We start from the raw sequence: 25,581 nt of genomic DNA on the forward strand, positions 1-25,581 counted from the left end.
TTTGCTTCAACGAATTAGATACGGCTGATAGCCCGAACTCGGCGCATAGACAAATCGCTTAAACGCCTTCACCTGCTGCGTCAGCAAATCCCAGCGGGGTTGGGTGCCGTCCTCCGTCTGCAACGGTTCCTCCATCCGCTGCACAAACGCCCGCAGATACTTTTTCCGTCCCGACTCATTCAAAAAACAACCCTGATTGCGGTACTCAAAATCCTCCTCAATCCGCACCACACCTCGATTCACCAAATACAGCATCAGCGAATCCACAATCGGTGCCCGAAACTCTTCAATTAAGTCTGATGCCAACGCCGCATGCCGCTCACTGCCCTGATGCAAACAAGCACAATAGGGATCCAACCCCTGCAGCTCAATCAAGCTCAGCAGATGGTTCCACAACACCTGATAGCCAAAGCTCAGCAGCGCATTCACCGGATCCGCAGGCGGACGGCGGGAGCGCGCCCCAAACGCAAACCCTGCCCCGACCAAACAATCCCCCAACGCCCCAAAATAAACTGCCGCTCCACTACCCTCCAGCCCCATCAACGCCTCTAACGAATCTGTCCGCTGCACCTGGGCCATCAACAGCTCCAACTGCCCAATCGCCGCCAGAATCCGCTCCGTGCCCCGCTGCCGCTGCTGCCGTTGCAACATCACCCGACTATTCTTCAGCTTCGCCTGCACAATTGCCCGCGCCACCCCCATCCGCTCCCCAAACGCCAACTCCTGCTGATAGCGTCCCAACTGGCGATAGCCCCGACCAATCGGCAACACCCGCCCATAGCACCAACCCAACCGCGACAAATACCCAATCGGAATCTCCCGCCACAAACAGGCCCGAATTGCGGGCGTTGTCACCTGTGCCTGACCAAAAATCAACACTTGCTCCAGCAATGGCAACGGCACTTCCTCCAGCACCGCCCCACCCCGCTTCACCCGCAGCGACTCCTGCCGCACCGAAACATAGCAGCCCTGCTGAGAGACATACAGCGTTCGCATCATTGCCTCCCTAGCGCTGCTTGATTGAGATTTCTAAAAGACTATTCACCCCCACAGGCCCAATCGCCCGTTTGCCTGCCAGATCCTGGACCTGAGCCATTTGTATCCAACTATTCATCACAGGGTCACCTCAGAGAAAAAGGCATACCAATCTTTCACGCTGCACCCTGGATGCTCCTATCATTCCCTGCCACAGGTTGTCGTTAACGTTGCTTCAGTGCCCGCCCACTACCTCCTGTGCTGCTATCTCATTCAGCTGGACTTGCGCCTCAAACGTTAACTCATCCTCTGCCAACGTTCATGTTGCAACATTCAACGCTTGATCCAACAGCTGGCAAATCTGCCAATTCAAATCATCGAATGGATTGGTTTCAGGCAAACTCGTGACCCGCTTCATCAAGGTTTTGAGCGTAGACAGCAGCTTCTCCTGATCTTGAATCTCAGAAACCCCAGCAAACTCATGCACCGCCCGATTGCGTAAATCACAATAGTCATTCAAATAATTGATCAACGGCATCACCGAAGTAAGCTGCGGTACATACTCTAAAATGGCAATCATCCCATAGCGGCTGACGGATTCGTCTAGTCTCAGCGATCCTCCTTTGGGCAATCTGTAGTTCTGCAAATGTCGATAGAGCTTGCCCTGATCCACTTGTTTGATCCGCTCCCAAAACTGAGGCGTCTGTGCTCGATCCGGCACTGGCAGCCCCATATAGCGCTCAACCAGATGCTTCAGTAAGCACTCCTGCAACCCAAAGACATCAATCAAAAAATCAGCATACTTCTGGTTCTTCAACCGAATTTGAGCGTTAAAATACGCCTCTTGCAGCCGCGCTTTCACATCCTTTTGCCGCAGCCGCGCCATCTCCTGAGTCCAGCGGCTATCAATCTGCCCTCTCACCGACCCCAAGCTCGCATCCGCTCGATCAAAGTCGCGAGAACTGCGGTAATAGCCATAGTGCAGCAAGGCGGCGATTTCGTCAGTCAATAACTGGCTAGATCCCAGAGTCATCAATGCGCCGCTATAGTTGTAATCCTGAACCTGCTGCTTTGCCACTTTCAGATCAAATTCCCGCTTCAAAAAATCCAGATTCGACGGAAACACCCGCTCTTGCCCAGCCCGGATCTCATTGGGATTCCTCACCTGCCACACCTGACTATTTGGCGCATACCCAGCCGCCTGCAAAATACTCCAGGCTGTTTTCATCGCTGGTGTGCCTGATGAAGTATTAAACGCCAACCAATCCTCTGAAGTTTGCTGCTGTTTCGCCCGCTCCAACGCACGACGCGCCTCCTGCACCGCCAATCGCGAATCGACCGGATCCTGAGAAAGCGCCTCATCGACTGCAATCAACTCAATCGCCTCTTCTGTCAATGTTGACTCAGACAGCAGCCAATCCCTAGTGTCCATCGCATTCGATTGCGTTCCCGCCGTATACAGCAGCAAAGCGCGCTTCAGCGGCTGATGGTGCGCCTGCAAATGAGCCACCAAACTGACAATTGAACCCGGCTGCTGAGTGGTATTGGAATAGGGGTCTTGGCTACCCACAAACGAGAGGAGAATCGTTGCCATAGGAAACAAAAGTAGAAGAACAGCAATTGGACATAATGAGAGCTGGCTGAGCGAAGCCGAAGCCAGCTCTGGTTCAGGTGGGGCTTTGTTTAGTTAGCTCTGGTTCAGGTGGGGCTTTGTTTAGCCAGCTCTGGTTCAGGTGGGGCTTTGCTTAGCCAGGGTTGACTTGGTGGAATAGCCCGTTATGCCGGGAACACTCACTACAAGATAACCAATGCTACTACCCTCGCTGACCCAATAAATCCACACACTCTGTTTGCCAAGTCAATTCCCACCTTCCCATTAACCCAGCAAACCCATACACCCTCTGTTTGCTGAGCGAAGTCGAAGCAAAACACCACCATGCCCTACACCTACATCCTCGAATGTGCCGACGGCAGCTTTTACACTGGCAGTACCTGGAACCTAAAACGAAGGCTTTGGCAACACCAGCAAGGACTGGGAGCAAAGCACACCGCTAAACGATTGCCAGTTAAACTTGTTTACTATGAGACATTCGATCGCATCGACCTGGCTTTCTACCGCGAAAAGCAGATCCAGGGCTGGAGCCGCAAGAAGAAACTAGCTCTGATTGCAGGAGACACGAACCAACTCCATCGATTAGCTGAATGTCAAAACGAAAGTCACTACAGGAATATTCAAAGATATCAGAAAAGCTAAGAGACTTCTTGCCAACAAACTCTCTACTGCTTTCAACTGCATTCCTGATGGACTTTCGTCACCAAACTCGCTTCTTCTAAGAGCTTGTTTGTAAACAAAGATTGAGATCCCCCTAAATCCCCCTTAAAAAGGGGGACTTCAGAGATTTAACTCGGTTCCCTCCTTATTTAAGGAGGGTTAGGGAGGATCAGATGTGAAGTCGATTCTAGCCTCTTAAAATTCATTTACAAACAGTCTCTAAGGACTCAAACTCTTTAGGCAAATCTTCTTTAGCAATAAAATTGAGACCGTTGAAAATTCCCTTCTTCCATTGTGTTCATTTGTAAGAGATATCTCGACGATGCACCAATATGAATAACGAGAACCATCCGCTGCCTATGATTAATCTCTAAGGTTGTCAATTTCTAACCCTGCTCAAGCGGCTCCTTAGCGTCCAAAGGTTGGCTCAAAATTCCTAACAAAATCGCCATCAAATCAGCGATATCCGCCGGAACACGATACAGGTTCAAATCCTGCACAATCGAAGTCTGCTGCAACTGCGCAAACTGCCAAATATTCCCTGTTGTCACCGCACCATAGCAATCTCCCATCTCAATCATTTCAGCCGCCAATTGCGTAAACCCTCTAGTCAAATCATCCTGCTTGGCTTCTACCACGAGCAGCGTTGCCTCACCGCGAATCAAATAATCGAGCGTTCCCTTCCCGCGCTGTCCCGAAACCGGATACTCAATATTCAGCCGCAGATTGAGCTGCTCCACCACCCAAAACAAGATTGGCGATACCAAAGCCTCTCGCCGTGCCTGCTCACTCGTTAAAGGCGTTAACTGGATTCGCCGCTCCAGAGTTTGCCGCAAATCTGCCACATCCGTTACTGGAGCTGTGGGAAGCGCCAGAGGCTGAATCGAGTACTGATACCCTAGCTCAGCCAAAATTTCATTCGGGGGCTGGCTAAATTCGGCAAACTGACTGAACAGATACACTCGATCGGTTTCTAGAATCGGCATAGCAGGTAGAACCAAGGTCAAAGCTACTTTTAGTATGAAACTTTGTTCTTCACCGCAGCAAGGCTGGAAAAAGCGCGGTCGAAATCCTGAGTCATTCGATGTTTTTCAGTTTAGGCTCACAGCCCCCTTAACGATAAATATCTCGACGATGACCAATGTGAACCACTAGAATCATCTGCTGCTCATCATCAATCTCATAGATGACGCGGTAGTCTCCTACTCGAATCCGCCATCCCTCTCGTCCTTTCAGTTTCTGACAACCTGATGGTCTAGGATCTTCTGCCAGTGCCCGCACCGCATCTCGAACTTTGATATAGGCGGGTTCAGAGATGCCTGCTAATTCCTTTTGGGCACGACGCAGCAGTGAGACTTGATAGCTCATGGTGCACTTTGTCGGGATTGCTCAATTTCAGCAATTGCCGCTTCCAAAGCTACTACTTCATCTTCTAACGCTTTTGCTGCATCATATGCCTGGATTGCCTCCAATTCCTCCCATGCTTCCAGCAGACGCTCATATTCTTCAAGGCTCAAGATGACAGCAACCTTTGTACCATGCTCATCGGTTAAATATCGCTCTTTTAGTCCACTCATGGTTTTGCTCCTAACTTGCCTTTAATCCGGCTATCCAGTTCTATTTTCCCTATTTTCAACGCTTCGCACAGAGATCAAATGCCCGCCTCAGAGAATCAACGTTCGACTGAAAACCCCGCGCCTGTAAACAACCGAGTGGAAGGTTTTCATAGCACATTTACGCCTTTCTTTATCTAAGATTCAAGAGTTGACGAACTTGTCTCAAAAATTGCTCTGACGTTTCAATAGCTTGTTCGGCACCGCACGCTATAGCCGCAATCTCATCATCGTGACTCACAGCACTTTGCCCTCTTGCTGAATATTGCGATAAAGCTGAGTTGCTCCTGCCTCAAACTCAGAATAGAGCGCAGGTTTCGCCGAAATCCAATGGCTAGCTTCGAGCTGAATCGGATACAGCAGATCCACAATGGTTCGCAATTCGCTGAAATAATCGATTGGTGGATTGAGTACGACCAGCAGATCGAGATCGCTATTGGGACTGAGATCTTGTCGTGCGGCTGAGCCAAACAGAACCAACAATTGCAGACGATTGCCATAATATTCTCGAAGCAACCATTTGCAGGCAGCTAAGGTTGTAGAAATATTGGAATCGCGAGACTGAATGGCTGGCATGGGCAAGTTCTGTTGAGAAGGCTATGTTTCTCTAGTGTACGAAATCAATATGGCTAGTTACGATTTCTACAGCGGCCAAATTTGGGCAAAATTGCTCTGTCTAGTACGCTTTCGCAATTCATTTACAAAACGTTTGCGTGGATCTTGTGTTGATCCAAAAACTGTGACAACTTAGTACTTTTCTAAATTTTATAGGGTTGATTCAGATCTCCAAAGCGCTGCCTTCCGTGTATGAGCTGCCCCTCTAGTGTAAACTCCACTTGGAAGAACCCTTTTTTCGTTACTTGCCCTGCTCTTGCGATTTCTCCATTACGAAAAAGGGCTACCCATTCGTTGACGCACCCAACTGCGGAACTGGCGGATTACCGTGGTATCGTTCGTAGTTTCTGCCAGGGTGATAAATCGGGTGAAGTCAGAAGGCTGAATTGTGGGGAACGTGGCGCTGTGGGTCAGCCGTTCGTAATGATCGCCTTGCCGTTCGAAAAATTCCAGCGTCGTACCATCAAACCGCCAGACTTCAGGAATGCCCAGAGCGGCGTAAATGGCCATGCGGTTGAGAGAACTGCTGGTCATGTCAATTTCGATTGCCAAGTCGGGAGGAGGATCTTGCGCCAGATCGATCGCCTGTTTCCCTCGCACATCGGGTTCATGCTCAATGTAAAAACATTCGTCCGGTTCTAATCCCCGTTCTAAATCTTGACGCTTGAACGTGGTCGAGCCACCCCCCGCGATTGGAATATCTAACTCTTCAGTCAAGGTTTCGACAAACCGAGCCAATAGTTTCTTGTAGCGTTCATGTTGATAAGACAAAATCATCAGTTCCACTACCCCTTGGCTGTAGGTTGTGCGAACAGGGCGATTGCCCAGCACATTCAGCAGGGTTTCATACCCCTCCCAACTGATGTCGTAAAGTGTCAATCGTTCGGTGATTGCGGTTGGGGTCGAAGTCATAAAGCACCCTCCCATGAGGCATCCATAATAATTCAGAGTAACCCAGTTGCCTGATTCGCTTTGCTCTGGCGAGGGCTTTTCCTCGAGAGTCTGAGCTGGCAAACCCGACAACTGAAGGATTGTAGGTTTATCACAAGCCTCCACAACGCCCAAACCGTCTCTTTTAATCCTGCAACAAAGCCATAAAGAATCACTAGCAGATCCAAATCGCTATTAACTCTCAGAGGCTGCCGCGCTGCTGAGCCAAATAAAATTCAGTGTCATGTTCTCTAAGCAGCCGCTTGCAGGCAGCTAGCGTGGTGGAAATGCTGGAATCACGGGGCTGAACGGCTAGCATGGGTATTGTTTAATGGCAAAGGCTGCTTTCAGTATACGAAATTGGGATGGTTATAATACCATCAGTCTAATAAACCCCAAATAGACGAATAGAGCCAGGAATATTGGCAAGCTCTTGTAAAAACTGTTCTCGTAGTGTGTTACGTTCACCCATAAACAAACAGACAGTTTCTTGACATTCCTGTTGTTTAGGTATTTTGTGTCGTTTAATACTAACCCAAGAGCAATGAGCATTGCTACCACCTGCTGCCTTCCCTCCCACATCAACTTTTCCTTTATACGTTGATTTATAAATGAGATTCATGCCCTCGCCACGGGTAGCTGTAGGTGTCGTTGTAATCCACTCTAAATTCTGTGTATCGATCGGTTCCTCATGAGGTTGAGGCACAAGATACACAGCACAGGAAGTTGGAGAAAAAACTTCTGCTCTTAAGCCTACTTGCCCAGGTGCAAATCGATTAGCCCAATGAGTTTGAACAGCAACCTGCCATTGTTCGTAAAGCTGCTGCCAATCATTCGAGTTCAGTGCTACTCCGAATGTTTTTGTCACGAGCTGTGGCTTATCCTTCAGCTTTACCTGATAAAACAAGCGGAGATAACCACCTCTGGCTGCTGGTTTGCCATTATTTTTCATTACAAAAATATGCAACGGTCGTCGCCAACCGCGTCCAACTCCCCCTACCGTTGCTGCAAATTTGATTACCGGCAGAATCACCTGATTCAAAATGTCAGTAGGAGCCGCAATAGAAATTTTCCCCTTCCAAGTATAAAAATAAGGGCTATTTTCAGACCGTTCTCCCCAGATATCCCCCGCCGTCATTTTGAGTTGAAGAAGTCCTTTACGACTCCCACCATCATCAGGAGCTTGCAAAGTTCCCATCAACTCACCAACTGTTAGCCTCGCATCTTCTGGTGTCATTACACCTAAAAAGAATCGTAGCAGCCATGAGCGTAGCCATCCTCGCCAATGAGACGGGCGTAGTTCCATTTTTTTTGGGTTAGGTCCAGCATTGCCCTGACTATGAAGGATAAACTCTAGCTGTTTGGTCGCGAAACCTGGGGCTGGTTTGCGAAGTTCCGGTGCAACTTGAGGTTTATAGGATGGCTTCAGAATACCGTAGCCTGACGCAGTGCGGCTTCCCACTCCATGTGCAATCAAGGCTTGTTGAACCCATTGCCAAACTTGCTCAACGTCTGTTTCAGTTGCTTTACCTGGAATGCCGCGAATAGCAACGGTAATTGGAATCTTGCTCTGACCATCTCCTAAAGTGTAAAGAGAAAGAGGTGTTCCTTGTCCTTGATGGTAAACCTGAAACTGTTCTTGCGGATTGACAATATCGAGTCTTAGTTTAGTTGGTTTTTCCGGAAAGGCGTCCAGAAATTCAATCTTACCTGCCCTAATTGCGTCACCTTCTTGGTTGCCTAGCAATCGGATCATCTCAAGCTTAACGTCAGGTCGTTGATTTGCCCAAGCTCTGACAATGCCGCGGATTGAGGCTCCTGGAATATAGCCATAAAGCGGCAACTCTGGAAACTGTTCCCAGTTATCTCCTACATTGCGCTTATCTTCTGGTCGTCCTTGCTTAGGTCGCCAACTTCCGCAAGGCTCCCCTGCTGAAACTAACGTTTCCACATCAGCATGAGGGAAAGAGCCGACTTTCGCTCGCCATTGCAACACAAAGGTTCCTTTTTTGAACAATCCTGTTTGTGCTCGCGCTTGGTGTTGTTGTTCTAATAGCGTGATTAATTTTACTCCACTGTATGGATACATCATGCCTCCGAGTATGCCCTCGCCCAGAAATTCCAATGATTTGCCAGCACTAAAGACTTGCGCCAAGTCTGCATATATTGACTGGGCTGGTTACGAGCCATTTCAACGACCCGCCGCATTAGATCTGCTCTTGCAGGAGGATTTTGCTCATTGATCAGTTGACCTAACAGAGATTCCCAGACCGGAACTGTGCGTCCACGAACTTCTCCACCTTGGGCGTTCGCCTGATTCACATATCCAACCGCAGATAACAACCCAAACACTCGCAAGTGCTGTGAGAGTCGCAATACGGCTGTTACATCATTGTCAGACAACGCTTCTTTACCATCTAGATAGACTTGAATATGTTGATGAGCCATCAAACTTACTTGTTCTGGTTGCACCATATTGTTTAGTTCTCCATATCAACAGATGTACGTTCATTAGAAACAGGACTAGATTGATCAGCAATCCAGCTTTGTACCCAACCTCGACCAATATTGGCTTGCCCTCCTACCTGAAGCAACCCACTCAAAATAGTTGTCAGACCTTCATGATCTTGGCTAGTGATGGGATGTTGTTTGTGAAGACTATAGCCCCAGGCATAGTAAAGGATGGTATCTCTGGGAATGCAAATATCAGTCCAGAAAATCTGCGCTGCACCTACATCTTCATCAATTTTGTTTCGCACCTGTGTCCACAGCGAGTGCTCCATCAGAACTTGAAAATCACTATCTGGTAAAACAATTCGGCATGTAGACCAAGTGGGTTTTACCGCTGTTGCTAGCGAGTCTGCCCATTTTCCAGCCAATTCAATCATTTGCTTCTGAGTATTACTGAAAGCAGTAACTTGAATTTCTGCGTCTGCTACAGTATATGTTCCGGCACGATCACCAACTGCATAATCAGGAAACACTTCAAAAGACCGTTTAGCAAGCAGAGCATGATCACGCAGCAGAGATGGGCAACTAACCCAGAGAAAAACATCGTTTCCTTGTAAGGACATCGTTCGCATTGGTACCCACAGCAGACGAGCATCACTAAACCAAACCTGATGGACACCCATCTGGTTGCCATCTTCAAGCTCTTTACCAAACAGACGGTCGGCTGATTCTTTGCTAATGCTCTGTTGTACCTCTTCTCGTAAACCACCTCTCAAGGAAGAACCAGGGATATAAGGGAAATTGGTATGGACCTCGCGGGCAATCTCTAGAATGTTGCCCAAATCACCCTCACCGCCGCAGTGAATCGGAGCAAGACTGTAAAGGTAGCCAACTCGAAAATCAGCCATAATTGATCCTCTCTAGGGTTGATAAGAAATCCAAAGTAGTTCCGAGTAACCAAGCTGTCGCCAGATTCTTGCTCTATGCGGTTTTCCATTCTTGCTTAGTGGTGGGTCATCCTGAAACAAGGGATAATTTCCTCGGATTTTGGGTGGAGAGTTCAGGTAGTAAACCGTTCCGGGTGGAGCTGCAAACACCTGGGGAGCAGGAATACTTTTAGTTTTATCCTTCTCATCCCGAATGCGGCAGCTTATTGGTACAGCTTTAGCCGTTGCAACACTGACTAATGGCCCCTGGGTTTGAGTTGGGTTGCTTGTATCAGCCAACTTCCATTCCCAGGGCCATGCCTGACAAATTGCTCTGCTCTGCGTCTGGCGCTCAAAAACACCAGGCGTAACAAGATAGGCGAGCACTCGCCCTCCTCGATCAAAATTCGCTCCTGATGAGCATTGAAGCTCCTGCCATTGCTCATCTAAGGTTTTACATCGTTCCAATACTGCCCGATGCCCTTCACCGCCTAAACGCACCACCAAAGCACGCCCCGCAGCTTGTTGTTGAATCGCTTGATGAGTTTGATTATCTAACCCAATCGCCAAGCTCCAGTGTTTATACAGGCGAATGGCATTCTCCACAAAATAGCCATCGGCATCCTTTACTTGCCGACTCCCTGGCTCAATGCTATTGTGGGAGCGAGATTCGACTGTCCAGGGTTGGTCTTCTCCTTGATACTGCAATTGCCAAACCTCTTCGGCAATCGTACCTTTGTCCAAATAATCCTTTACAATTTGCCAAGGCAGATATTGGCGACACTTGACTTCGGCCCTATCAGAGCAGAGGGTATCTGAGTCATCATGTTCGGACTGAGGACCAAATGGCTTAACTAATGGACAGGGTCTGGTTCTGTCCCACTTCAGTTGACCATTTAAAGGATGATTATTTGCCCAATTGAGAGGAATAAGAGGTATCTTATTTACGAAACCAAGGGGACAAGGAAAATAGAGCGTTTGATAATCATGACAGAAAAAGGGACCTCGGATCTGGAGTTTTTCTTCGGTGCCTAGTAACCCCCGGATGGCTCCAGCAATTGCATGCCCATTGGGAGGAAACGTGCTGCCTGCCCAAGCTCGTTCTCCTGGTGTAAAGGGTTTAGCATCCCGAAGCATCAATACGTCCAAGGGTGTGATGGTGTACCAGAAGAATTGAGGCGATAAAGTCATGATTGAACACCTCCAGTTTTGATGTCCCGATTACGCAAGACAAAAGCAGTGAGTTTGAACCAGCATTGGATTTGGCGATCGCAATCGTGATTTGGAGTGGTCAAACACAGTGCTTTGAGATAATTAGCTAATGCTTGTTGAAACTCTTGTTGAGAGCCGTCACCGTTTTCACACTTAAATAGATCCCGACGTTCACAGAATGCTTTTGTCCAGGGGGTAATCGCGGCAAATGGGTCAGGTGAATTTTCTAAGAGTGGAACGGAATGCTGACTCCAAAGCTCAGCTACTTGCTCAAATAAGGCAGGGTCAAAATCAAGCTGTGAATGATTTTGCTTAGAATTCAGCAATTCTTTCCACTGATTAAATACATCGAACTTACTGGTTGCCTTCAGAATATTGCCATTACTATATAACACTCGAACTTGCACTGCGTCCTTTGAGTACTTTTCACCGTTTTGCCAAAGTACATGTCCTTTTGCTTCTTCTTCGGCTGCCCACAGGTTTTCCAGAGCTATTGCCAATGGCACCGAATGATGAGCAATCACAATGCCGAAGCTAATAGAGGCTTTCTTTCCCATGGTAAATAGCGGGCGAGGTGAGATATTCTCAGGTAGCTCTCTACTCTTCCACTGCCAATAATCCCCCGTATTATCAAACTCATCGTGGGGATCTTGATTTCCCTTAAAACACTGGCGGATGTCCCACAGCCATCCATCCCACTCCCACAGGTTAGTGTAAGCCAGTACATCATCCCCACCACTGTAGATTAGCCGTCCCGCGTGGCGTTGCTCAGTCAGGTAGGGCACGAGTTGATTGGAGAAGTCAAGCAAGGCACGAGAGAGGGCGGCGTGGGTTGCAGGTCCCATGCGCTTACGCTGTTTTAAGAAGTTGTCGAAGGCTTGTCCTTCTTCCTCTGGCGGTTGTTGCTTTGGGAAACAAGAAGGAACATACCTTTGATAAGGTTCCATTTTTGTGCCTTGCAGCCACTCCCCCATATCATCACCGTCACCGCACGCCAGCACGTACCAATCAGTAGGATTTCTATTGGAAAAATACTTATCAAGAAAAGAACGCAGTTTGGAAGTCTCTTCTTTGGTCTGTTTTTGTTTCTCTCTTTGAGTCAGAGGGCGTGTAGTGTCAGAGGGGATTGGCATATAGTCGTCAATCAACCAGCCAGCATTCAAAAGTCTCGGATGTCGCCAAGTATCGCGTCGTTCTTCGTCGTCATCAACCCAAGGTATTCCCCAAGGTTCTACTGCCACTTCAGATGCCCAAGGAAATTCAGCTAAGACAGCTTCACAAATTTTCTGATAATTCGGTATTTCGTCTTGGTTCTGCCTCAACCAACCGGCTACCCCACTCGTTAGATCTGGATAGGTTGGAATTGAGCTAGATGGCAATGATAGGAATTTAGGTAGAACTTTCTTAAGACCACGCTTAACAACTTCTGTTGCATTGAGTTGCTCTCTACCATCAAACAACCCTCTTTGTTTTTGCCAAAAATAGTTGATAGGACTCAAACCATCAGTCTCATCAGAATATACCCAGTCATTCTTCGCCTCTCGGCGCACAACTGATCCAATCCCTGAAATCGTTGATCGAGAGCCAAATGCCGTTGGTAAAGACCACACACGAGCATTCTTGATAGCACTGAGGCTATTGCGTGTTTGGTCAAAGATGGGTGCCCACCAAGAACCAACGTTGATGAGGTGGAGTTCGCCTATCTTAGTTTTTGCTCGTGGTGATTCCTGGAAGAAAAAAGCTTCAGCTTCCTCAAATAGAGAATCTTTATTCGATAGACCTGCTAGACTATTTTGTTTTCTGCGCCACGTTTCAAAACTTGCTGCGGCTGGCTTGGCTAAAGGTACACTTAGATCTCCTAGAGGTAAAGCCGTCCAGTAAATTTGCCACTGAGCCTTTAGCCACTCTTCCCAAACAGACGATGCAATTGGCTCATTCCCAAACACATCAAGCTTGACCTGATCGGCTAGCTTCATCCAAGGACTTTCAATTTCTTGAGATTCGCCAGTTAATAGCCGTCTTGCCAAGTCCATCGCAGACTGCACTTTACTCTCAGGTAAGACAATAACTAAAACATTTGGGAACCCTGCTGTTAAAAGTCTGCGAAGCATTGGCTCTCTAATCAGATCCTTGTGCCAATAAGGATGAGTCGATAGTGGGAATTTTTGATTTAACAACCAGTGATCAATCAAAGGCTGATCGTAGAGACTGGGATACACAATAGCGTCGGGTCCATATTCATTCGCCCATGCCCAACAGATGCAGGCAGAAAGATAGTGCAAAATCCAGGAGCCGGCCCAAAAATCTTGCATCTTACGACTAGCTTTCACAACTTCCTGAACGGGCGTGAATGTAAATGTTGCAATGTAAGGACGCGAGTTGTCAGATCCATCGTATCCCATTAAACTTCCAGCCAAAGCAGCCGCCACACTGCTATGGCTCCAAATCGAGCAATCAGGAATTCGAGTCTCTGCAGGAATCAGAAGTAGTCGTGGATCGCTGATCTCAGGATGACGACTCAGCGCTTCTGGTAAACAACGCCACATCCACCAGAAGACTTCTTTAGGATCGCTGGACCGTTTAATTTCTTGAGGGATTATGTTGCGAATAAACTCCTCAGCAGCTTCTCTTTCTTCTTTGGCTAATTGTTTAATCAGATTTTTTTCATCATTTGTATAGGCATTCCAGTCAGATTTTCCAATTCTTAGGTGCTCCGCCTCAATTCTGTCACGCCCCTGCCTCAAAGGGCTATCTTCAGGCAAATGAAAAGGTATATTTGCACCTGATAACAAATGACATAATTCATCGCTGTAATCTACCTCTGCCCATTTTGGAAGTGCTCCAAAAGCAGCACGATCACTTGCAGCAGCGATATAGTCTGCTTGCAGGAGGCGATCATTTTTACTAGGAGCCTGCCATCCTGCCATGACATGTAAGTCTGCCCATGGTCCTGTTCCACTCTTGTCTGCAATCAATGGCTTGAGCGGCGGATCATGCAGTAGCCCCCAGATTTTTGCTTGCCAGAATTTGGTCAACACAAGCCGTCCTCATCAACTGTTTATGCAACTATAGCCAGAGTTTCCGATCAAATGCTCGAATATCACAATATCTATAAAAATGTATTTCTAGTGTGTAAATTGTTTATTTTTTAGTACTTTGGCCACACTAATAGACAACAAATCAATATCATGATTTTGCCCCTCCCTCTTAACTATGGCAAAACCGCCCGATCTCCACTCCTACTCCGACCGTGCCAGTTTTGAGCGGTTGCTTTTATTGATGGCGGCCCTAGTCAAGCAGCCGGGGGTTGGTGCCGGAGATAAGACCGAGCGCATCGCCGCTGTGCAGCAGCAGATGCAGACCATTGCGGCTGAATTAAAGATTTCACTGCCCTGGTACGCCGAACCGACCTTACAAAAAGACCTAGGCGTGTTGCGGCGCTATGGCATTCTAGACCGGCAGATTTACCGGCACGGCTACTATGTGGGAACTGGGGTAATGACATCAAATGAGCTGCGGTTGGCGCTGAATGCGTTGGCCTCTCAGGCGAAATATCAGGGGGATGCGCAAGCGCGACAGGCTTACCAAGCGATTGGTGAACGGTTGCAAGGACAAAAATTTGAATCAGAAGCGGCGTTTTATCCGGTACGGCTGCAGTTCAACCGCCCAACCACCTACACCGACCCGGACGAGATGATGCGCAAGCAAGCATTTCGCAATACGCTATTTCACCAGCTCGAACAGGTCGAAGTAGCCATTTTACAGGGCTTACCTTTAGAAGTTTATGCCCACAAACGTGGGCTATACGAATCAATTTATCCGCTGCAGCTTTTGTACCATGATGTGGCTTGGTATCTGCTTTGCGAGGAGATGACGACGGGGCATCTCATGACCTACCGGATGGATCGGCTTGCCAATTATGCGCGCCCATTGGCTCAAGTGGGGCGTGGTATCGCAGCTCAACAAGAGAGTCTACAAGCAGTTCATCAGTTGCTAAAAACAGGATGGGGATTGTTTTTAGGAACACCTAAAGAGCAAAAGCGAGAACGGCAAGGGTTACAAGAATTTGAACAAATTAGAGTGCGATTTTATGACGAGACAATTCCGCTGATCTTAGAAGCAGAACGACGGCATCCTAAACAAAAGCTGCGGGTAGGAAAACTCGATGCAGACACCGGCTTGCCGCTGTATGTGGACTATAAAATCAGCTTGCCGCCTCGATCGTTACCTGAATTTGGCCTCTGGTTGAATCGGTATATGGGCAATGTCCGTGTGCTTGCTCCTACGGCACTTCTAGAACAACAGCAGCAGGGAGCGAAACGCTTGCTAGAGCGCTACCAAAATTCGGTTTGAAATCCTCAAGATCTGCGACTAACTTTAGAGGATATCAATGCGATGCTGCATCAATTCCTTCAGGTAGTTCAAGGTCGTCTTACAGCGTTTTTCACTCATGTGAGGTATAGGGGGTGTGGGGGTGTGGGGGCACGGCCCCTGCACCCCATTTTTCGTACTTCACTAGCTTGAAAAAGGCTATATCACCAAAGAAGAGCCGCCACTAAATGCTACTGAAACAGACAGAAGTAGATCTGGCCAATAGACTTGATGAGCAGCGTGACGGCATCCTCTAAAATCATGCGCTGCCAAATGCAGCCGTGAATAGAAGCAAAACTAGCGGATCAAAATTTCAAGTTGATAAGTGGCGTTTCCGCGCGTTTTACCCACTACGATCAGATGATCACCGGTCAGCGGAAATCTCAAGATGTCATCGATTCCTGGAATTACTTCCTGATTATTAGCAGTAACGATTGAATCTATAACAGCGTTGTCTTCTGGAGATGTGATATTGAGCCGAACAATTTGTCCAGCTTTGGCATTGACGACATAAACTTCAAAATCGCCTCGCACTGAACTAGTTGCAACAATACCGGAAGTGGCACTGGGGGCAAACTCAACTCGAAAGGGTCTAAAGTTTGCGGTTTCTGAGAACGCACCTGGCAGCGATTCCCGAAATAGAACGGACCAGGTTTGAGGGCCGACAATTCCATCGACCGTGAGATTAAATAGAGTTTGAAATCGTCGCACGCCTGCTGCGGTTCGAGGACCAAAGTTTCCATCTACGGTTAATGCGGCTAAACCGGTTAGCCCAGGAATGGTGCGGATGATATTCAAGCGCTGCTGAAGTAAGCGAACATCGTTACCTGTACTACCAGAACGGAGGACTGCTAAAGAACGAGAGACGGTTGAAGTAGATTGCATGGAGAATAACCTCATATGTTTCATAAGCTTTAGTTCTAGTATGTCTAAAGCTCAAAGAGTGGTTTTCTCAGTATTGTTATCACCTTTTTCTCAGTTGCCTCAGCTATCTCAGCTATCTCAGCTATCTCAGTTGTCCCAGTTGTCTCAGTTGTTTCAAGGTGAGTTTCAAGGTTATAAGCATGAAAAAAAGGGAGCGGAAACGATCTCCTCTCCCCTCGCCAAAGGTTTACTAATTAAATTGCTGATGGTTTTACATCGCGTGCTGTCGATACCAGTCGATTGTGTTTTTCAGTCCTTGTTTGAATTCCATCTCTGCGATGAATCCAAATTTTTCTTTGGCGCGTTGCGTGTCCAGACAGCGGCGAGGTTGGCCGTTCGGTTTGTCGGTTTCCCAAACGATTTCCCCCTCATAGCCCATTAGTTCACAGATGAGCGTAATTAAATCCTTGATCGAGATTTCGTAACCCGTCCCCAGGTTGATCGGCTCTGATTCAGAGTACAGGCGGGTACCCATAACAATGCCTCTGGCTGCATCCGTAGAATAGAGAAACTCGCGGGTAGGGCTGCCATCTCCCCAGACTGGAATCTGTTTGTCGCCACGCTGCTGGGCTTCGTGGACTTTGCGAATCAGGGCGGGAATTACGTGCGAACTGCGCGGATCAAAGTTGTCTTCAGGGCCGTATAGATTCACGGGCAGCAGGTAGATGCCATCAAAGCCATATTGCTGCCGATAGGCTTGAAGCTGGACTAGCAACGCTTTTTTGGCAATGCCGTAGGGAGCGTTTGTCTCTTCTGGATAGCCATTCCAGAGGTCCTCTTCTTTGAACGGTACGGGTGTGAATTTGGGATAGGCGCAGATCGTGCCTACACAGACAAACTTTTTCACCCCGGCTGTATAGGCAGCGTGAATCAACTGGGTACCCATCATCAGGTTGTCATAGAACAACTCGGCGGGCTTTTCGCGATTCAGACCAATTCCACCCACATGCGCGGCTAGATGGATCACTATATCCTGCTGATCGACCGCCCGCTGACAAGCTGCCATTTGGCGCAAGTCCAACTCACGGGAGCGGGGCGTAGAGATTTTCTGGCGATCGGCTCCAGCCTTACAGAGTTGATCGACCACCTGCCGACCCAAGAATCCGGCTCCACCCGTTACCAGAATGCGCTGATTGGTCAGATCTAAGGGAGTTGAAGTCATGACTGAGAGAGATGAAGGTAATAATAATGCTCGAAACTAAACGCTCGAAACTAGAGGCTCAAAACCAGCGACACAGGGCTAAGCAGACCAGAAGGATGGATGAGAAGCAGAAGACTGAGCGTGTTCAAGCACTGTTACATCGAGATATGGATGTTCACGTCAAGCTGATTGTAAGCCAACTATTGTCCCCTGCTCTCCCCAATCGGAGTTGGTCTAGCCTAACTCATGCTGCTGCCAACCACTTGACGCACGGTCGCCTGATCCGAGACGGGCTGCAAAACATGGCCATTCAACGGGACCAATCCCAATGCCTTCAGGTCGGCTTCTACCATGAGTTGCACCAGTTGCTCGAATGTAACCGAAGGTTCCCAGCCTAGCTTTTGCTTCGCCTTGGTCGGATCACCGATGAGCAGATCTACTTCTGCCGGACGCAAATAGCGCTCATCAAACTCGACATAATCCTGCCAGTTGAGGTTGACATAGCCAAAGGCAATATCCAGAAATTCGCGCACTGAGTAGGTTTCACCCGTGGCAACCACATAGTCATCTGGCTGCTCTTGTTGCAGCATCAGCCACATAGCGCGGACATAATCTTTGGCGTAGCCCCAGTCGCGCTTCGAGTCGAGGTTACCCATGAACAGTTTTTTCTGTTTGCCAGCAACGATGCGAGCAACGGCACGGGTAATTTTACGAGTCACGAAGGTTTCGCCCCGCCGGGGAGACTCATGGTTAAACAAAATACCATTGCAGGCGAACAGTCCATAGGATTCGCGGTAGTTCACGGTTTGCCAGTGGGCGTAGACCTTGGCACAAGCATAGGGACTGCGGGGATAAAAGGGCGTGGTTTCTTTCTGAGGTACTTCTTGCACTTTACCAAACATTTCCGACGAACCCGCCTGATAGAAACGCACTTCGTTGCCGGTTCGTTGCTGGTAATCCCGAATTGCTTCTAGCAGCCGCAGCGTTCCCATGCCGACGGAATCTACGGTATATTCTGGCGAATCGAAGCTGACCCGCACGTGGGACTGGGCACCCAAGTTGTAGATCTCGGTTGGCTGTACTTCTTCTAAAATTCGCCGCAGGGTGGTTCCATCCGTTAAATCACCGTAGTGTAAGAATAGACGAGCCTGTTCTTCATGCGGATCTTCATAGATATGGTCGATCCGATCCGTATTGAAGGTTGAAGTTCGGCGGATAATGCCATGCACTTCGTAGCCCTTTTCCAGCAGCAGTTCGCTCAGGTAGGAACCGTCTTGACCGGTAATCCCGGTAATCAGTGCGCGTTTCGATGATGTCATGCTTGTATATCCCGTAAATCACATGGGTGAAAAAACTTACCTAGATTTAAAGAGCAGATCATAAAGGAATAGGTCTACCTCTATCATCTAGGTATATCTCTGCATAGATTGAATTAGCAGAACTTTACTTTGTAGAGTTCCCTAAAATTCAAGCCGCACAACTCCCGAATCATGGATCGGGTATTGGGTAATATTACTGAAACAATCATCTAAAGACCGTAAACATTACGCTCTTTCATCATATTTTGACGTTATCGCCTTCTTTCAATCAGTCAGCAGTATAACCAAGAAATGACCTACACCTCTATTTCTACAGGGCTTGCCTGGTTAACGTGCTCTGATTTGAAGTTTTGTACAACCCTGAGACCAAACCCAATTGACTGGGCACTCTACAACGGTTCTTAAAACGTAATTGCAGCCAGGAAGTGAATCTTGCGGTTTAACCATTCCGGGACCGTAAGTATTCCTTGATGCTGCTTCAAGGAGTCTCTGAAGATGGTCGAATTTCCAACTAGCACAACTCTGATTCTCACAGGCCCCGACTCTACGGCCCATTATGGCTTACTGGGTGGTTTATTGGGCAACCCAGGGACCGGCTTACCCCAACCCAATCAATCCCATGCGTTGGAGAAATCGCCCTTTGCTGAGCTGCCTTCTCCGCTCAACCGCTCGAGCCAATCACTCCGCCTCGACGCCGCTGACATTTTGGATGTCGCCCAACCTCATGCTCGTAAGCCAGTTGGTCAAAGGTCCAGTCCACTTTCTGCGGATTCTTTCAGCCCAGACCGTGATCCATTGCTTCCATCCGAGGAAACAGACGCGGCTAAACCGAGAAGACGCAGTGGTGCTGCTTCAGACAAAGATGCTGAGAAGGATCCATTAACTGGTGTGAAGCAGAGCAATGCCTTAGTTGCAGTAGATGGTCAGAAGACTGGCCCCTTGGGTCCTGCTACTCGTCAAAGAGCCGTAGGCTTGCCCTATCCAGGTCGAGTGCTGAAGTATGTGCCCGGCGCACCCCTCAAGTTCGATACAGCCGCTAAACAATGGCAAGAACGGATGCAAGAACGGGGCTGGTCAATTCAGGTGGATGGCTTCTACGGGCCGCAGAGCGACAAAATTTGCCGCCAGTTTCAGCGCGAAAAGGGATTGCAGGTGGATGGCATGGTCGGCCCTGCGACTTGGGCTGCTGCCTTCCGGGCCGATAATGTCACGACTCCAAATCCCGGTGGCTCCTCGGAACTGGGCCGGATCAATCAAAAGGGACTGGAATTGGTGAAAAAATTTGAAGGATTAGTGCTGAAAGCCTATCGAGATCCGGTTGGCATTTGGACGATTGGCTATGGGCACACAGGACCAGAGGTGGGGCCAGGAGACGTAATCACCAAGGCCGAAGCGGAAGCATTGCTCAAAAAAGATTTGATGCGCTTTGAAAAAGCAGTCCGCAATCTAGTCAAGGTGCCGCTCAACTCAAATCAGTTTTCGGCGCTGGTCTCCTTTACCTTTAATGTAGGATCTGGGGCGTTCGCCCAATCCACCATGCTTTCGCTGCTGAACCAGAGGGACTATCAAGGCGCGGCCAATCAGTTTTCTCGTTGGGTTTACGGCGGTGGTCAGGTTCTGCCAGGGTTGGTTCGCCGCCGCAACGAGGAACGAGCGCTCTTTCTCACTCGTGTTTAAGCCAATGCAGTTGGTAAGGGAATCGCCTACCATCTAAAGATGGAGGTGGGAAGAGAATGCAATTTATTGATCAGGCCAAAATTGAAGTGCAGGCAGGCAAAGGCGGCGATGGCCTAGTGGCGTTTCGTCGCGAGAAATATGTGCCGGCGGGCGGTCCAGCGGGCGGCAATGGGGGCCACGGCGGCTCAGTGGTGCTCGTTGCAGTTGAGCATCTGCAAACCCTGCTGGACTTCAGATACGCCCACTGCTTCAAAGCCGAGGATGGTAAACGCGGCGGCCCCAAAAATATGACAGGGGCATCGGCAGAGGATTTACGCATCGAAGTCCCCTGCGGCACGGTCGTTTATGATGCGGAAACCGGCGAAATGCTGGGCGATCTGGTGCAGCCCGGTCAAGAACTCTGCGTGGCTAAGGGCGGCAAGGGTGGACTGGGCAATCGCCACTTTTTGAGCAACAATAATCGTGCACCAGAACGAGCCTTACCGGGTCTACCGGGAGAACAGCGGCAGCTGCGGCTAGAGCTAAAGCTGCTGGCCGAGGTGGGAATTATTGGCTTACCAAATGCTGGCAAATCAACGCTAATTGCGGCTCTCTCAGCAGCGCGGCCCAAAATCGCCGATTACCCATTCACAACACTGATCCCCAACTTGGGCGTGGTGCGCAAACCAACTGGTGATGGCACCGTATTTGCGGATATTCCAGGATTGATTGAAGGTGCCCATCTCGGTGCTGGTCTGGGCTATGAGTTTTTGCGGCACATTGAACGCACTCGCGTACTGCTGCACTTGATCGACGCAACGCAGGACGATCCAATCGCCGCCTACGAAACCATTCAGGCCGAACTGCAAGCATATGGCCATGGGTTAGCCAACCGTCCGCAAGTGATTGGGCTAAACAAAATCGACGCCCTACCGCCCGATAGCCCTATCGCCCAGGGGCTGGCTGAACAGCTCCAACAAAGGACTACTAACCCCGTCTTTCTGATCTCGGCAGTCGCCAAACTAGGCTTGGAACCGATGCTGCAATGCGTCTGGCAACAGCTAGAAACTGCGGTTGAACCAGAGATCCAGTTTGTTCCACAGCCTGCCCTAGCGGTCAGCGAGATTGAAGATAACGAAGAGTTAATAGCCTTTGATGTCGATGAGTTTGATTAGAGTATTGGTTGGAGAAATTTAGGCATCTTCCTCCCAGGTTTCAACAGCCAGCAGGTCATCAATTGGATCCTGCATGGTGAAGCCGAAATCTTCTAGTTCGCGTTTCCAAAACGCCCACTCGTCGCCGTATAGGAGGGCAATTTTCCAGAGGCTGTCCGCTGGTTTCACGGCCTTGGATTGAACAAGCGAACGCACCTGACGCTGAAATTTTTCCATCGGGTGACCGATCTGCTGGGTCATAACACCTTCAGACATAAAATCAAAGAATTGAGTTTTACAAATGCTCGACTAGACAGACACTCCAAACTTGATGCAGCGCCAGTCAATACGAAGCTTTTGACTGCACTTGTATTCGGAGTTCATTACTCAATGATTTTATGCTAGCACAACGAATTTCTAACCAGCCGAAATGCCGATTTTTTCAATTTCCTATTGTTTGTGCTAATCATTGGTCGCTGTTTAATCAGCGCTGACTATATGTGCTGACAAGTGTGCTGACAAGAGAGGCAGGTTTTCATTCATAGACTTCTAGCGCTATAATCAGAACTTTGGGTAAAACTTATTTCACTGTCAAAAAGAGGAAGCTAGATGTCGCGATATCGAGGTCCCCGCCTGCGAATTACGCGCCGCCTCGGTGAACTACCGGGTTTGACGCGCAAAAGTGCCAGACGGGCATATCCCCCAGGTCAACATGGCCAAGCCCGTAAAAAGCGCTCGGAATACGCTATCCGTCTAGAGGAGAAGCAGAAGCTACGCTTCAACTACGGAGTCTCTGAGCGTCAATTGCTCCGCTATGTGCGGAAGGCCCGTCGAGCTGCCGGTTCTACTGGGCAGGTGCTGCTCCAACTCTTGGAAATGCGTTTAGACAATACGGTGTTCCGCATGGGGATGGCTCCTACTATTCCAGGGGCACGCCAGTTGGTGAATCACGGTCACGTTACCGTGAATGGCCGTGTTGTAGACATTCCCAGCTACCAGTGCAGGCCTGGTGATGTGATTGGTGTGCGGGACAGCGATCGCTCGCGCAAATTGGTGGAAGCCAACCTGCAATTCCCTGGCCTAGCCCACCTGCCCAGCCATCTAGAGTTCGATAAGAATAAGATGGAAGGTAAGGTGAATGGCGTGGTTGAACGTGAATGGGTAGCGCTGTCCATTAATGAACTGCTTGTGGTTGAATACTACTCACGTCAAGCTTAATTCTTTGTTACAAACTTTTTATTGATTTTGGTCGCATCTGCGCGGCTGCGGTGTGCCATCTAGTCTCTAAATTTCCTCAAGCTCTCTGATTCCGTCAGTCAGAGGGCTTTTGTATTTGGGAGATGAGGAAGGTGGGGGAGGTGGGGGAGGTGGGGGAGGTGTTTGCATAGAGTGCTCGTGAAGGTAAAAGATCCGCTTTCCCATATTCCCCATCTCCCTCGTTCGGCGAGGCTCATGAGCCGCCATCACCCCCATCACCAATACTGATAATGCTGCAAAAACTAGCCACCAATCTGGGACATAGTCCGACTATAAGCCCCTGTTGTGCCAGAATCGCGCATTTTGAAGTTAATCTCTGGTTTAGCATCCAGCAGGGCTTGCACTTTGGCACGCAGATCGATCAACGGCATGCCTGATCGCAGGGCTGTTTTCAAATCGAGTTGGCCGGTTTCATTGAGTAAGCAGGGGCGTAACCAGCCATCTGCCGAGAGGCGCATCCGGTTGCAGCGATCACAAAAGCATTCTGACATCTGGCTAATAAAGCCCAGCGTTCCCTTCGCGTTTGGGATCCGAAATACATCCGCTGGACCGTTTCCTTTTACCTGCGCTTCGGTTAAACCCCAACGTTCGCGAATCTGCTGCCGCAGCGTTTCCGAATCAATCCAGCCTTTTTGTCCAAACAGGTCATGATTGCCAATTGGCATGAATTCAATAAAGCGGACATGCCATTCTCGCTCGATGCTGAGGGCAGCCAGCTCCAAAACTTCGTGATCATTGACGCCGGGAATCACAACTACATTTAACTTCAAGGGTGTGAAACCAACCGAATGAGCGGCCTGAATCCCGGTCCAAACCTGCTGCCAGCGAGAGCGACCTCGACTGCCGATAATCCGATCAAAGGTCTCTGGTTCGAGCGAGTCGAGGCTGATGTTAATTCGTCGTAATCCGGCAGTGTATAAATCCTGGGCCATCTCGGCTAAGCGAAACCCGTTCGTGGTCATCGACAGATCTTGAGTTTCTGGAAAGGCAGCAATCGCACGTACAATCTCTACCACATCCGAGCGCACGAGCGGTTCGCCTCCGGTCAAGCGAAAGCGGGTAAAGCCGCAGGGAATTAAAACATCCCGCAACAGCGTCAGCAATTCGGCACTGGTCAGCAACTCTGGCCGCTGCAAGTACTCTAGCTCTGCTTCTTCAGGCATACAATACAGGCAGCGGAAGTTACAGCGGTCAATCAAGCTTATCCGCAGATAGTCAACGACAGGATTCACAGTAGGCGACTCATAGATAGTGAAGCAGTAGATAACGTAGATAACAAAGTATTTGCATCATTCTTAACGACGATCTTAACGAACCAACGCCAGAATCCTGCTGATTGACCTCAAGCAAAACCGATTGAAGAATTGATTGTCTGTATTGAGTTTGGCAATATTTGACAATATTGACTAATCGACTGATGAGGAATCGAGAAATTTCCGGTGCTCTGAGCTGGCGATCCCCTGTTGAAGCTGATTTAGCACCTCGGTCAGATTGCCTGCTAACAGCGCTTCAGCGGCCAACCATAGCCCAGGAAATTGGCGACTGCGCATTACCTGATCCGAACCAGCGGCCAGCGGTTGGTATTCCTCAGCTTCTAAGTAAAACCAATCGATCTGCTGACTGTAGGTGCGCCAGACAATGTACTCTTGCACTCCGTTACGTCGGTAGACTCGCAACTTATCATGCAAATCATAGGAGGCGCTGCTGGCAGCAATTTCTACAATTAGCTCTGGTGCGCCTTCGATGTAGTCGTCATTGCTGATCCAGGACCTCCCACCTTGCTCTAGACGCAATACCGCATCGGGTTGGGGTTCATTGTCTGCATCGAGACGAATCGTGGGATTGTCGTAACACCCGACACTCGGTGTTGCAGCGCTGTAGGTTCCCAACCAGGTAATAATGGCACTATGGGGTTTACCATGTGCTTTGGCACGTAAGGGAGACGCCACGTAAACCACTCCTTCAATTAACTCGGCTTTTTTCAGGGCAGGCATGGCCGCATAGCGACGCTCAAATTCGCTGCGGCTGAGTCGGTCGCCACTTTCCAAAGGCGGCAGTTTTGTGAGTTTTTCCGTGGTCATAATTGCAGTGCGCTAGCGTTTCACGCATCCAGTTAGGACAGCTTTGGATTGATTGTACTGAGATTATTCTCGATCCGGCCTACCTGACGGCAATTCTCCGAATCGTTCTGGAGGCCAATAGCGCCAAACGACTTTTCCTAGCAAATGGTCGCGGGGCACCACTCCCCAAAAATGGCTATCAAATGCATTGTTGCGGTTATCGCCAAACACGACAAAGCTATTGGCTGGAATGGTGATGGGTCCCCAAGTATAGTCAGGTGCAGCCTCAAGATATGGTTCGGACAAGGGGTGATGATTGATAAACACTTTGCCTTGCTTCACCTCTAGTCGTTCTCTAGGCAACCCGACAATCCGTTTCACAAAGACCGTGTCCTGATCGATAGTCATGATACCCTGCATCATCTTTGTCAATTGGGCCGGAGGACGAAAGATGACAATATCACCTCGGTTGGGAGCAGTGATGCGATAGGCCGCTTGATCACTCACAATTCGGTCATTCACCTCTAGCGTGGGCAGCATCGATTCTGTGGGGATGTAGTAGGTTTTGTAGCGAGCTGGCGAACAGGCCGTCACCAAGGCAGTCAGAGAGACGATCAGAACCGTTTTCAGTCGCGTTCGCGCCATAAGCGTTGCAGAGCCAGCCAGGATATAAATAATACATTTAGATTAGCGCCTTCTCCGATA

At 49.0% G+C, this 25,581-nt stretch carries 25 protein-coding genes; 5 read left to right on the forward strand and 20 right to left on the reverse strand.

Annotated features, from left to right (window positions below; genetic code table 11):
- Positions 1 to 6 precede the first annotated feature (6 nt).
- Both cas1 and HJG54_RS13960 read right to left on the reverse strand, forming a co-directional pair.
- On the reverse strand, positions 7 to 999 hold the full coding sequence (gene cas1, locus HJG54_RS13955; protein WP_316429338.1) for a CRISPR-associated endonuclease Cas1: 993 nt from the start codon (positions 997 to 999) through the stop codon (positions 7 to 9).
- A 295-nt stretch (positions 1,000 to 1,294) separates the two neighbouring features.
- The gene (locus HJG54_RS13960) at positions 1,295 to 2,569 is read right to left on the reverse strand and encodes a hypothetical protein (protein WP_316429339.1); all 1,275 of its coding nucleotides are present in this window, start codon (positions 2,567 to 2,569) and stop codon (positions 1,295 to 1,297) included.
- Positions 2,570 to 2,911: 342 nt separating this feature from the next.
- Between HJG54_RS13960 and HJG54_RS13965 the strand changes: the two genes are divergently transcribed.
- The gene (locus HJG54_RS13965; protein ID WP_316429340.1) at positions 2,912 to 3,229 is read left to right on the forward strand and encodes a GIY-YIG nuclease family protein; all 318 of its coding nucleotides are present in this window, start codon (positions 2,912 to 2,914) and stop codon (positions 3,227 to 3,229) included.
- Between the two features lie 404 nt (positions 3,230 to 3,633).
- Here the strand turns inward: HJG54_RS13965 and HJG54_RS13970 are convergent, their stop codons facing one another.
- The 11 genes from HJG54_RS13970 to cas10 form a co-directional block, all read right to left on the reverse strand.
- Positions 3,634 to 4,233, reverse strand: coding sequence for a hypothetical protein (locus tag HJG54_RS13970; protein ID WP_316429341.1), 600 nt, complete (start codon positions 4,231 to 4,233; stop codon positions 3,634 to 3,636).
- 127 nt (positions 4,234 to 4,360) lie between these two features.
- Positions 4,361 to 4,615 carry a type II toxin-antitoxin system RelE family toxin gene (locus HJG54_RS13975; RefSeq protein ID WP_316429342.1) on the reverse strand — a complete coding sequence of 85 codons (255 nt, stop codon included), beginning with the start codon at positions 4,613 to 4,615 and terminating at the stop codon, positions 4,361 to 4,363.
- Positions 4,612 to 4,824 carry a hypothetical protein gene (locus HJG54_RS13980; protein WP_316429344.1) on the reverse strand — a complete coding sequence of 71 codons (213 nt, stop codon included), beginning with the start codon at positions 4,822 to 4,824 and terminating at the stop codon, positions 4,612 to 4,614. The genes HJG54_RS13975 and HJG54_RS13980 overlap by 4 nt, the downstream gene beginning before the upstream one ends.
- 273 nt (positions 4,825 to 5,097) lie before the next feature.
- Positions 5,098 to 5,436, reverse strand: a complete 339-nt coding sequence (locus HJG54_RS13985; protein WP_316429345.1) for a nucleotidyltransferase family protein — start codon at positions 5,434 to 5,436, stop codon at positions 5,098 to 5,100.
- A 309-nt stretch (positions 5,437 to 5,745) separates the two neighbouring features.
- Entirely contained in the window at positions 5,746 to 6,387 is a 642-nt protein-coding gene (locus HJG54_RS13990; protein WP_316429346.1) for a Uma2 family endonuclease, read from the reverse strand.
- A gap of 32 nt (positions 6,388 to 6,419) precedes the next feature.
- Positions 6,420 to 6,581: a hypothetical protein gene (locus tag HJG54_RS35480; protein ID WP_420717250.1), complete on the reverse strand. Its 162-nt coding sequence runs from the start codon at positions 6,579 to 6,581 to the stop codon at positions 6,420 to 6,422.
- A 209-nt stretch (positions 6,582 to 6,790) separates the two neighbouring features.
- The gene (locus tag HJG54_RS13995) at positions 6,791 to 8,497 is read right to left on the reverse strand and encodes an RAMP superfamily CRISPR-associated protein (RefSeq protein ID WP_316429348.1); all 1,707 of its coding nucleotides are present in this window, start codon (positions 8,495 to 8,497) and stop codon (positions 6,791 to 6,793) included.
- Positions 8,494 to 8,880 (reverse strand): hypothetical protein, encoded by a 387-nt coding sequence (locus tag HJG54_RS14000; RefSeq protein ID WP_316429350.1) that lies wholly within the window; start codon positions 8,878 to 8,880, stop codon positions 8,494 to 8,496. Before HJG54_RS14000 ends, HJG54_RS13995 begins: the two co-directional genes overlap by 4 nt.
- 5 nt (positions 8,881 to 8,885) lie before the next feature.
- Complete coding sequence (gene cmr4, locus HJG54_RS14005) at positions 8,886 to 9,764, reverse strand: type III-B CRISPR module RAMP protein Cmr4 (protein WP_316429351.1); 879 nt, start codon at positions 9,762 to 9,764, stop codon at positions 8,886 to 8,888.
- 12 nt (positions 9,765 to 9,776) lie between these two features.
- Positions 9,777 to 10,973 carry a type III-B CRISPR module-associated Cmr3 family protein gene (locus tag HJG54_RS14010; RefSeq protein ID WP_316429352.1) on the reverse strand — a complete coding sequence of 399 codons (1,197 nt, stop codon included), beginning with the start codon at positions 10,971 to 10,973 and terminating at the stop codon, positions 9,777 to 9,779.
- Complete coding sequence (gene cas10 / locus HJG54_RS14015; RefSeq protein WP_316429353.1) at positions 10,970 to 14,032, reverse strand: type III-B CRISPR-associated protein Cas10/Cmr2; 3,063 nt, start codon at positions 14,030 to 14,032, stop codon at positions 10,970 to 10,972. Before cas10 ends, HJG54_RS14010 begins: the two co-directional genes overlap by 4 nt.
- Before the next feature lie 175 nt (positions 14,033 to 14,207).
- On the opposite strand from cas10, the gene HJG54_RS14020 reads away from it, so the two are divergent.
- Complete coding sequence (locus HJG54_RS14020) at positions 14,208 to 15,347, forward strand: helix-turn-helix transcriptional regulator (RefSeq protein ID WP_316429354.1); 1,140 nt, start codon at positions 14,208 to 14,210, stop codon at positions 15,345 to 15,347.
- A 315-nt stretch (positions 15,348 to 15,662) separates the two neighbouring features.
- Here the strand turns inward: HJG54_RS14020 and HJG54_RS14025 are convergent, their stop codons facing one another.
- From HJG54_RS14025 to gmd, 3 genes are all read right to left on the reverse strand, one after another.
- Positions 15,663 to 16,250, reverse strand: a complete 588-nt coding sequence (locus HJG54_RS14025) for a peptidoglycan-binding domain-containing protein (protein ID WP_316429355.1) — start codon at positions 16,248 to 16,250, stop codon at positions 15,663 to 15,665.
- 250 nt (positions 16,251 to 16,500) lie between these two features.
- Complete coding sequence (locus tag HJG54_RS14030) at positions 16,501 to 17,451, reverse strand: GDP-L-fucose synthase family protein (protein ID WP_316429357.1); 951 nt, start codon at positions 17,449 to 17,451, stop codon at positions 16,501 to 16,503.
- A gap of 218 nt (positions 17,452 to 17,669) precedes the next feature.
- Complete coding sequence (gene gmd / locus HJG54_RS14035; protein ID WP_036005631.1) at positions 17,670 to 18,749, reverse strand: GDP-mannose 4,6-dehydratase; 1,080 nt, start codon at positions 18,747 to 18,749, stop codon at positions 17,670 to 17,672.
- A 495-nt stretch (positions 18,750 to 19,244) separates the two neighbouring features.
- Here gmd and HJG54_RS14040 point away from each other — a divergent pair, with 495 nt between their 5' ends.
- The gene (locus HJG54_RS14040) at positions 19,245 to 20,426 is read left to right on the forward strand and encodes a glycoside hydrolase family protein (RefSeq protein WP_316429359.1); all 1,182 of its coding nucleotides are present in this window, start codon (positions 19,245 to 19,247) and stop codon (positions 20,424 to 20,426) included.
- A 56-nt stretch (positions 20,427 to 20,482) separates the two neighbouring features.
- Entirely contained in the window at positions 20,483 to 21,580 is a 1,098-nt protein-coding gene (gene obgE / locus HJG54_RS14045) for a GTPase ObgE (protein ID WP_316429361.1), read from the forward strand.
- Between the two features lie 18 nt (positions 21,581 to 21,598).
- Here the strand turns inward: obgE and HJG54_RS14050 are convergent, their stop codons facing one another.
- Positions 21,599 to 21,835 carry a DUF4327 family protein gene (locus HJG54_RS14050; RefSeq protein WP_420717251.1) on the reverse strand — a complete coding sequence of 79 codons (237 nt, stop codon included), beginning with the start codon at positions 21,833 to 21,835 and terminating at the stop codon, positions 21,599 to 21,601.
- A 333-nt stretch (positions 21,836 to 22,168) separates the two neighbouring features.
- On the opposite strand from HJG54_RS14050, the gene rpsD reads away from it, so the two are divergent.
- On the forward strand, positions 22,169 to 22,777 hold the full coding sequence (rpsD, locus tag HJG54_RS14055; RefSeq protein ID WP_036005627.1) for a 30S ribosomal protein S4: 609 nt from the start codon (positions 22,169 to 22,171) through the stop codon (positions 22,775 to 22,777).
- A 281-nt stretch (positions 22,778 to 23,058) separates the two neighbouring features.
- Here rpsD and moaA read toward each other — a convergent pair whose 3' ends face one another.
- The 3 genes from moaA to lepB form a co-directional block, all read right to left on the reverse strand.
- Positions 23,059 to 24,048 (reverse strand): GTP 3',8-cyclase MoaA, encoded by a 990-nt coding sequence (gene moaA / locus HJG54_RS14060; protein ID WP_316429364.1) that lies wholly within the window; start codon positions 24,046 to 24,048, stop codon positions 23,059 to 23,061.
- A 174-nt stretch (positions 24,049 to 24,222) separates the two neighbouring features.
- Positions 24,223 to 24,897 (reverse strand): Uma2 family endonuclease, encoded by a 675-nt coding sequence (locus tag HJG54_RS14065; RefSeq protein WP_316429365.1) that lies wholly within the window; start codon positions 24,895 to 24,897, stop codon positions 24,223 to 24,225.
- 63 nt (positions 24,898 to 24,960) lie between these two features.
- A complete protein-coding gene (gene lepB, locus HJG54_RS14070; RefSeq protein WP_316429368.1) occupies positions 24,961 to 25,521 on the reverse strand; it encodes a signal peptidase I in 561 nt (186 codons plus the stop codon).
- Positions 25,522 to 25,581: the final 60 nt, after the last annotated feature.

Source organism: Leptolyngbya sp. NK1-12 (genome assembly GCF_032598965.1).
Classification (GTDB): Bacteria; Cyanobacteriota; Cyanobacteriia; order Elainellales; family Elainellaceae; genus Elainella.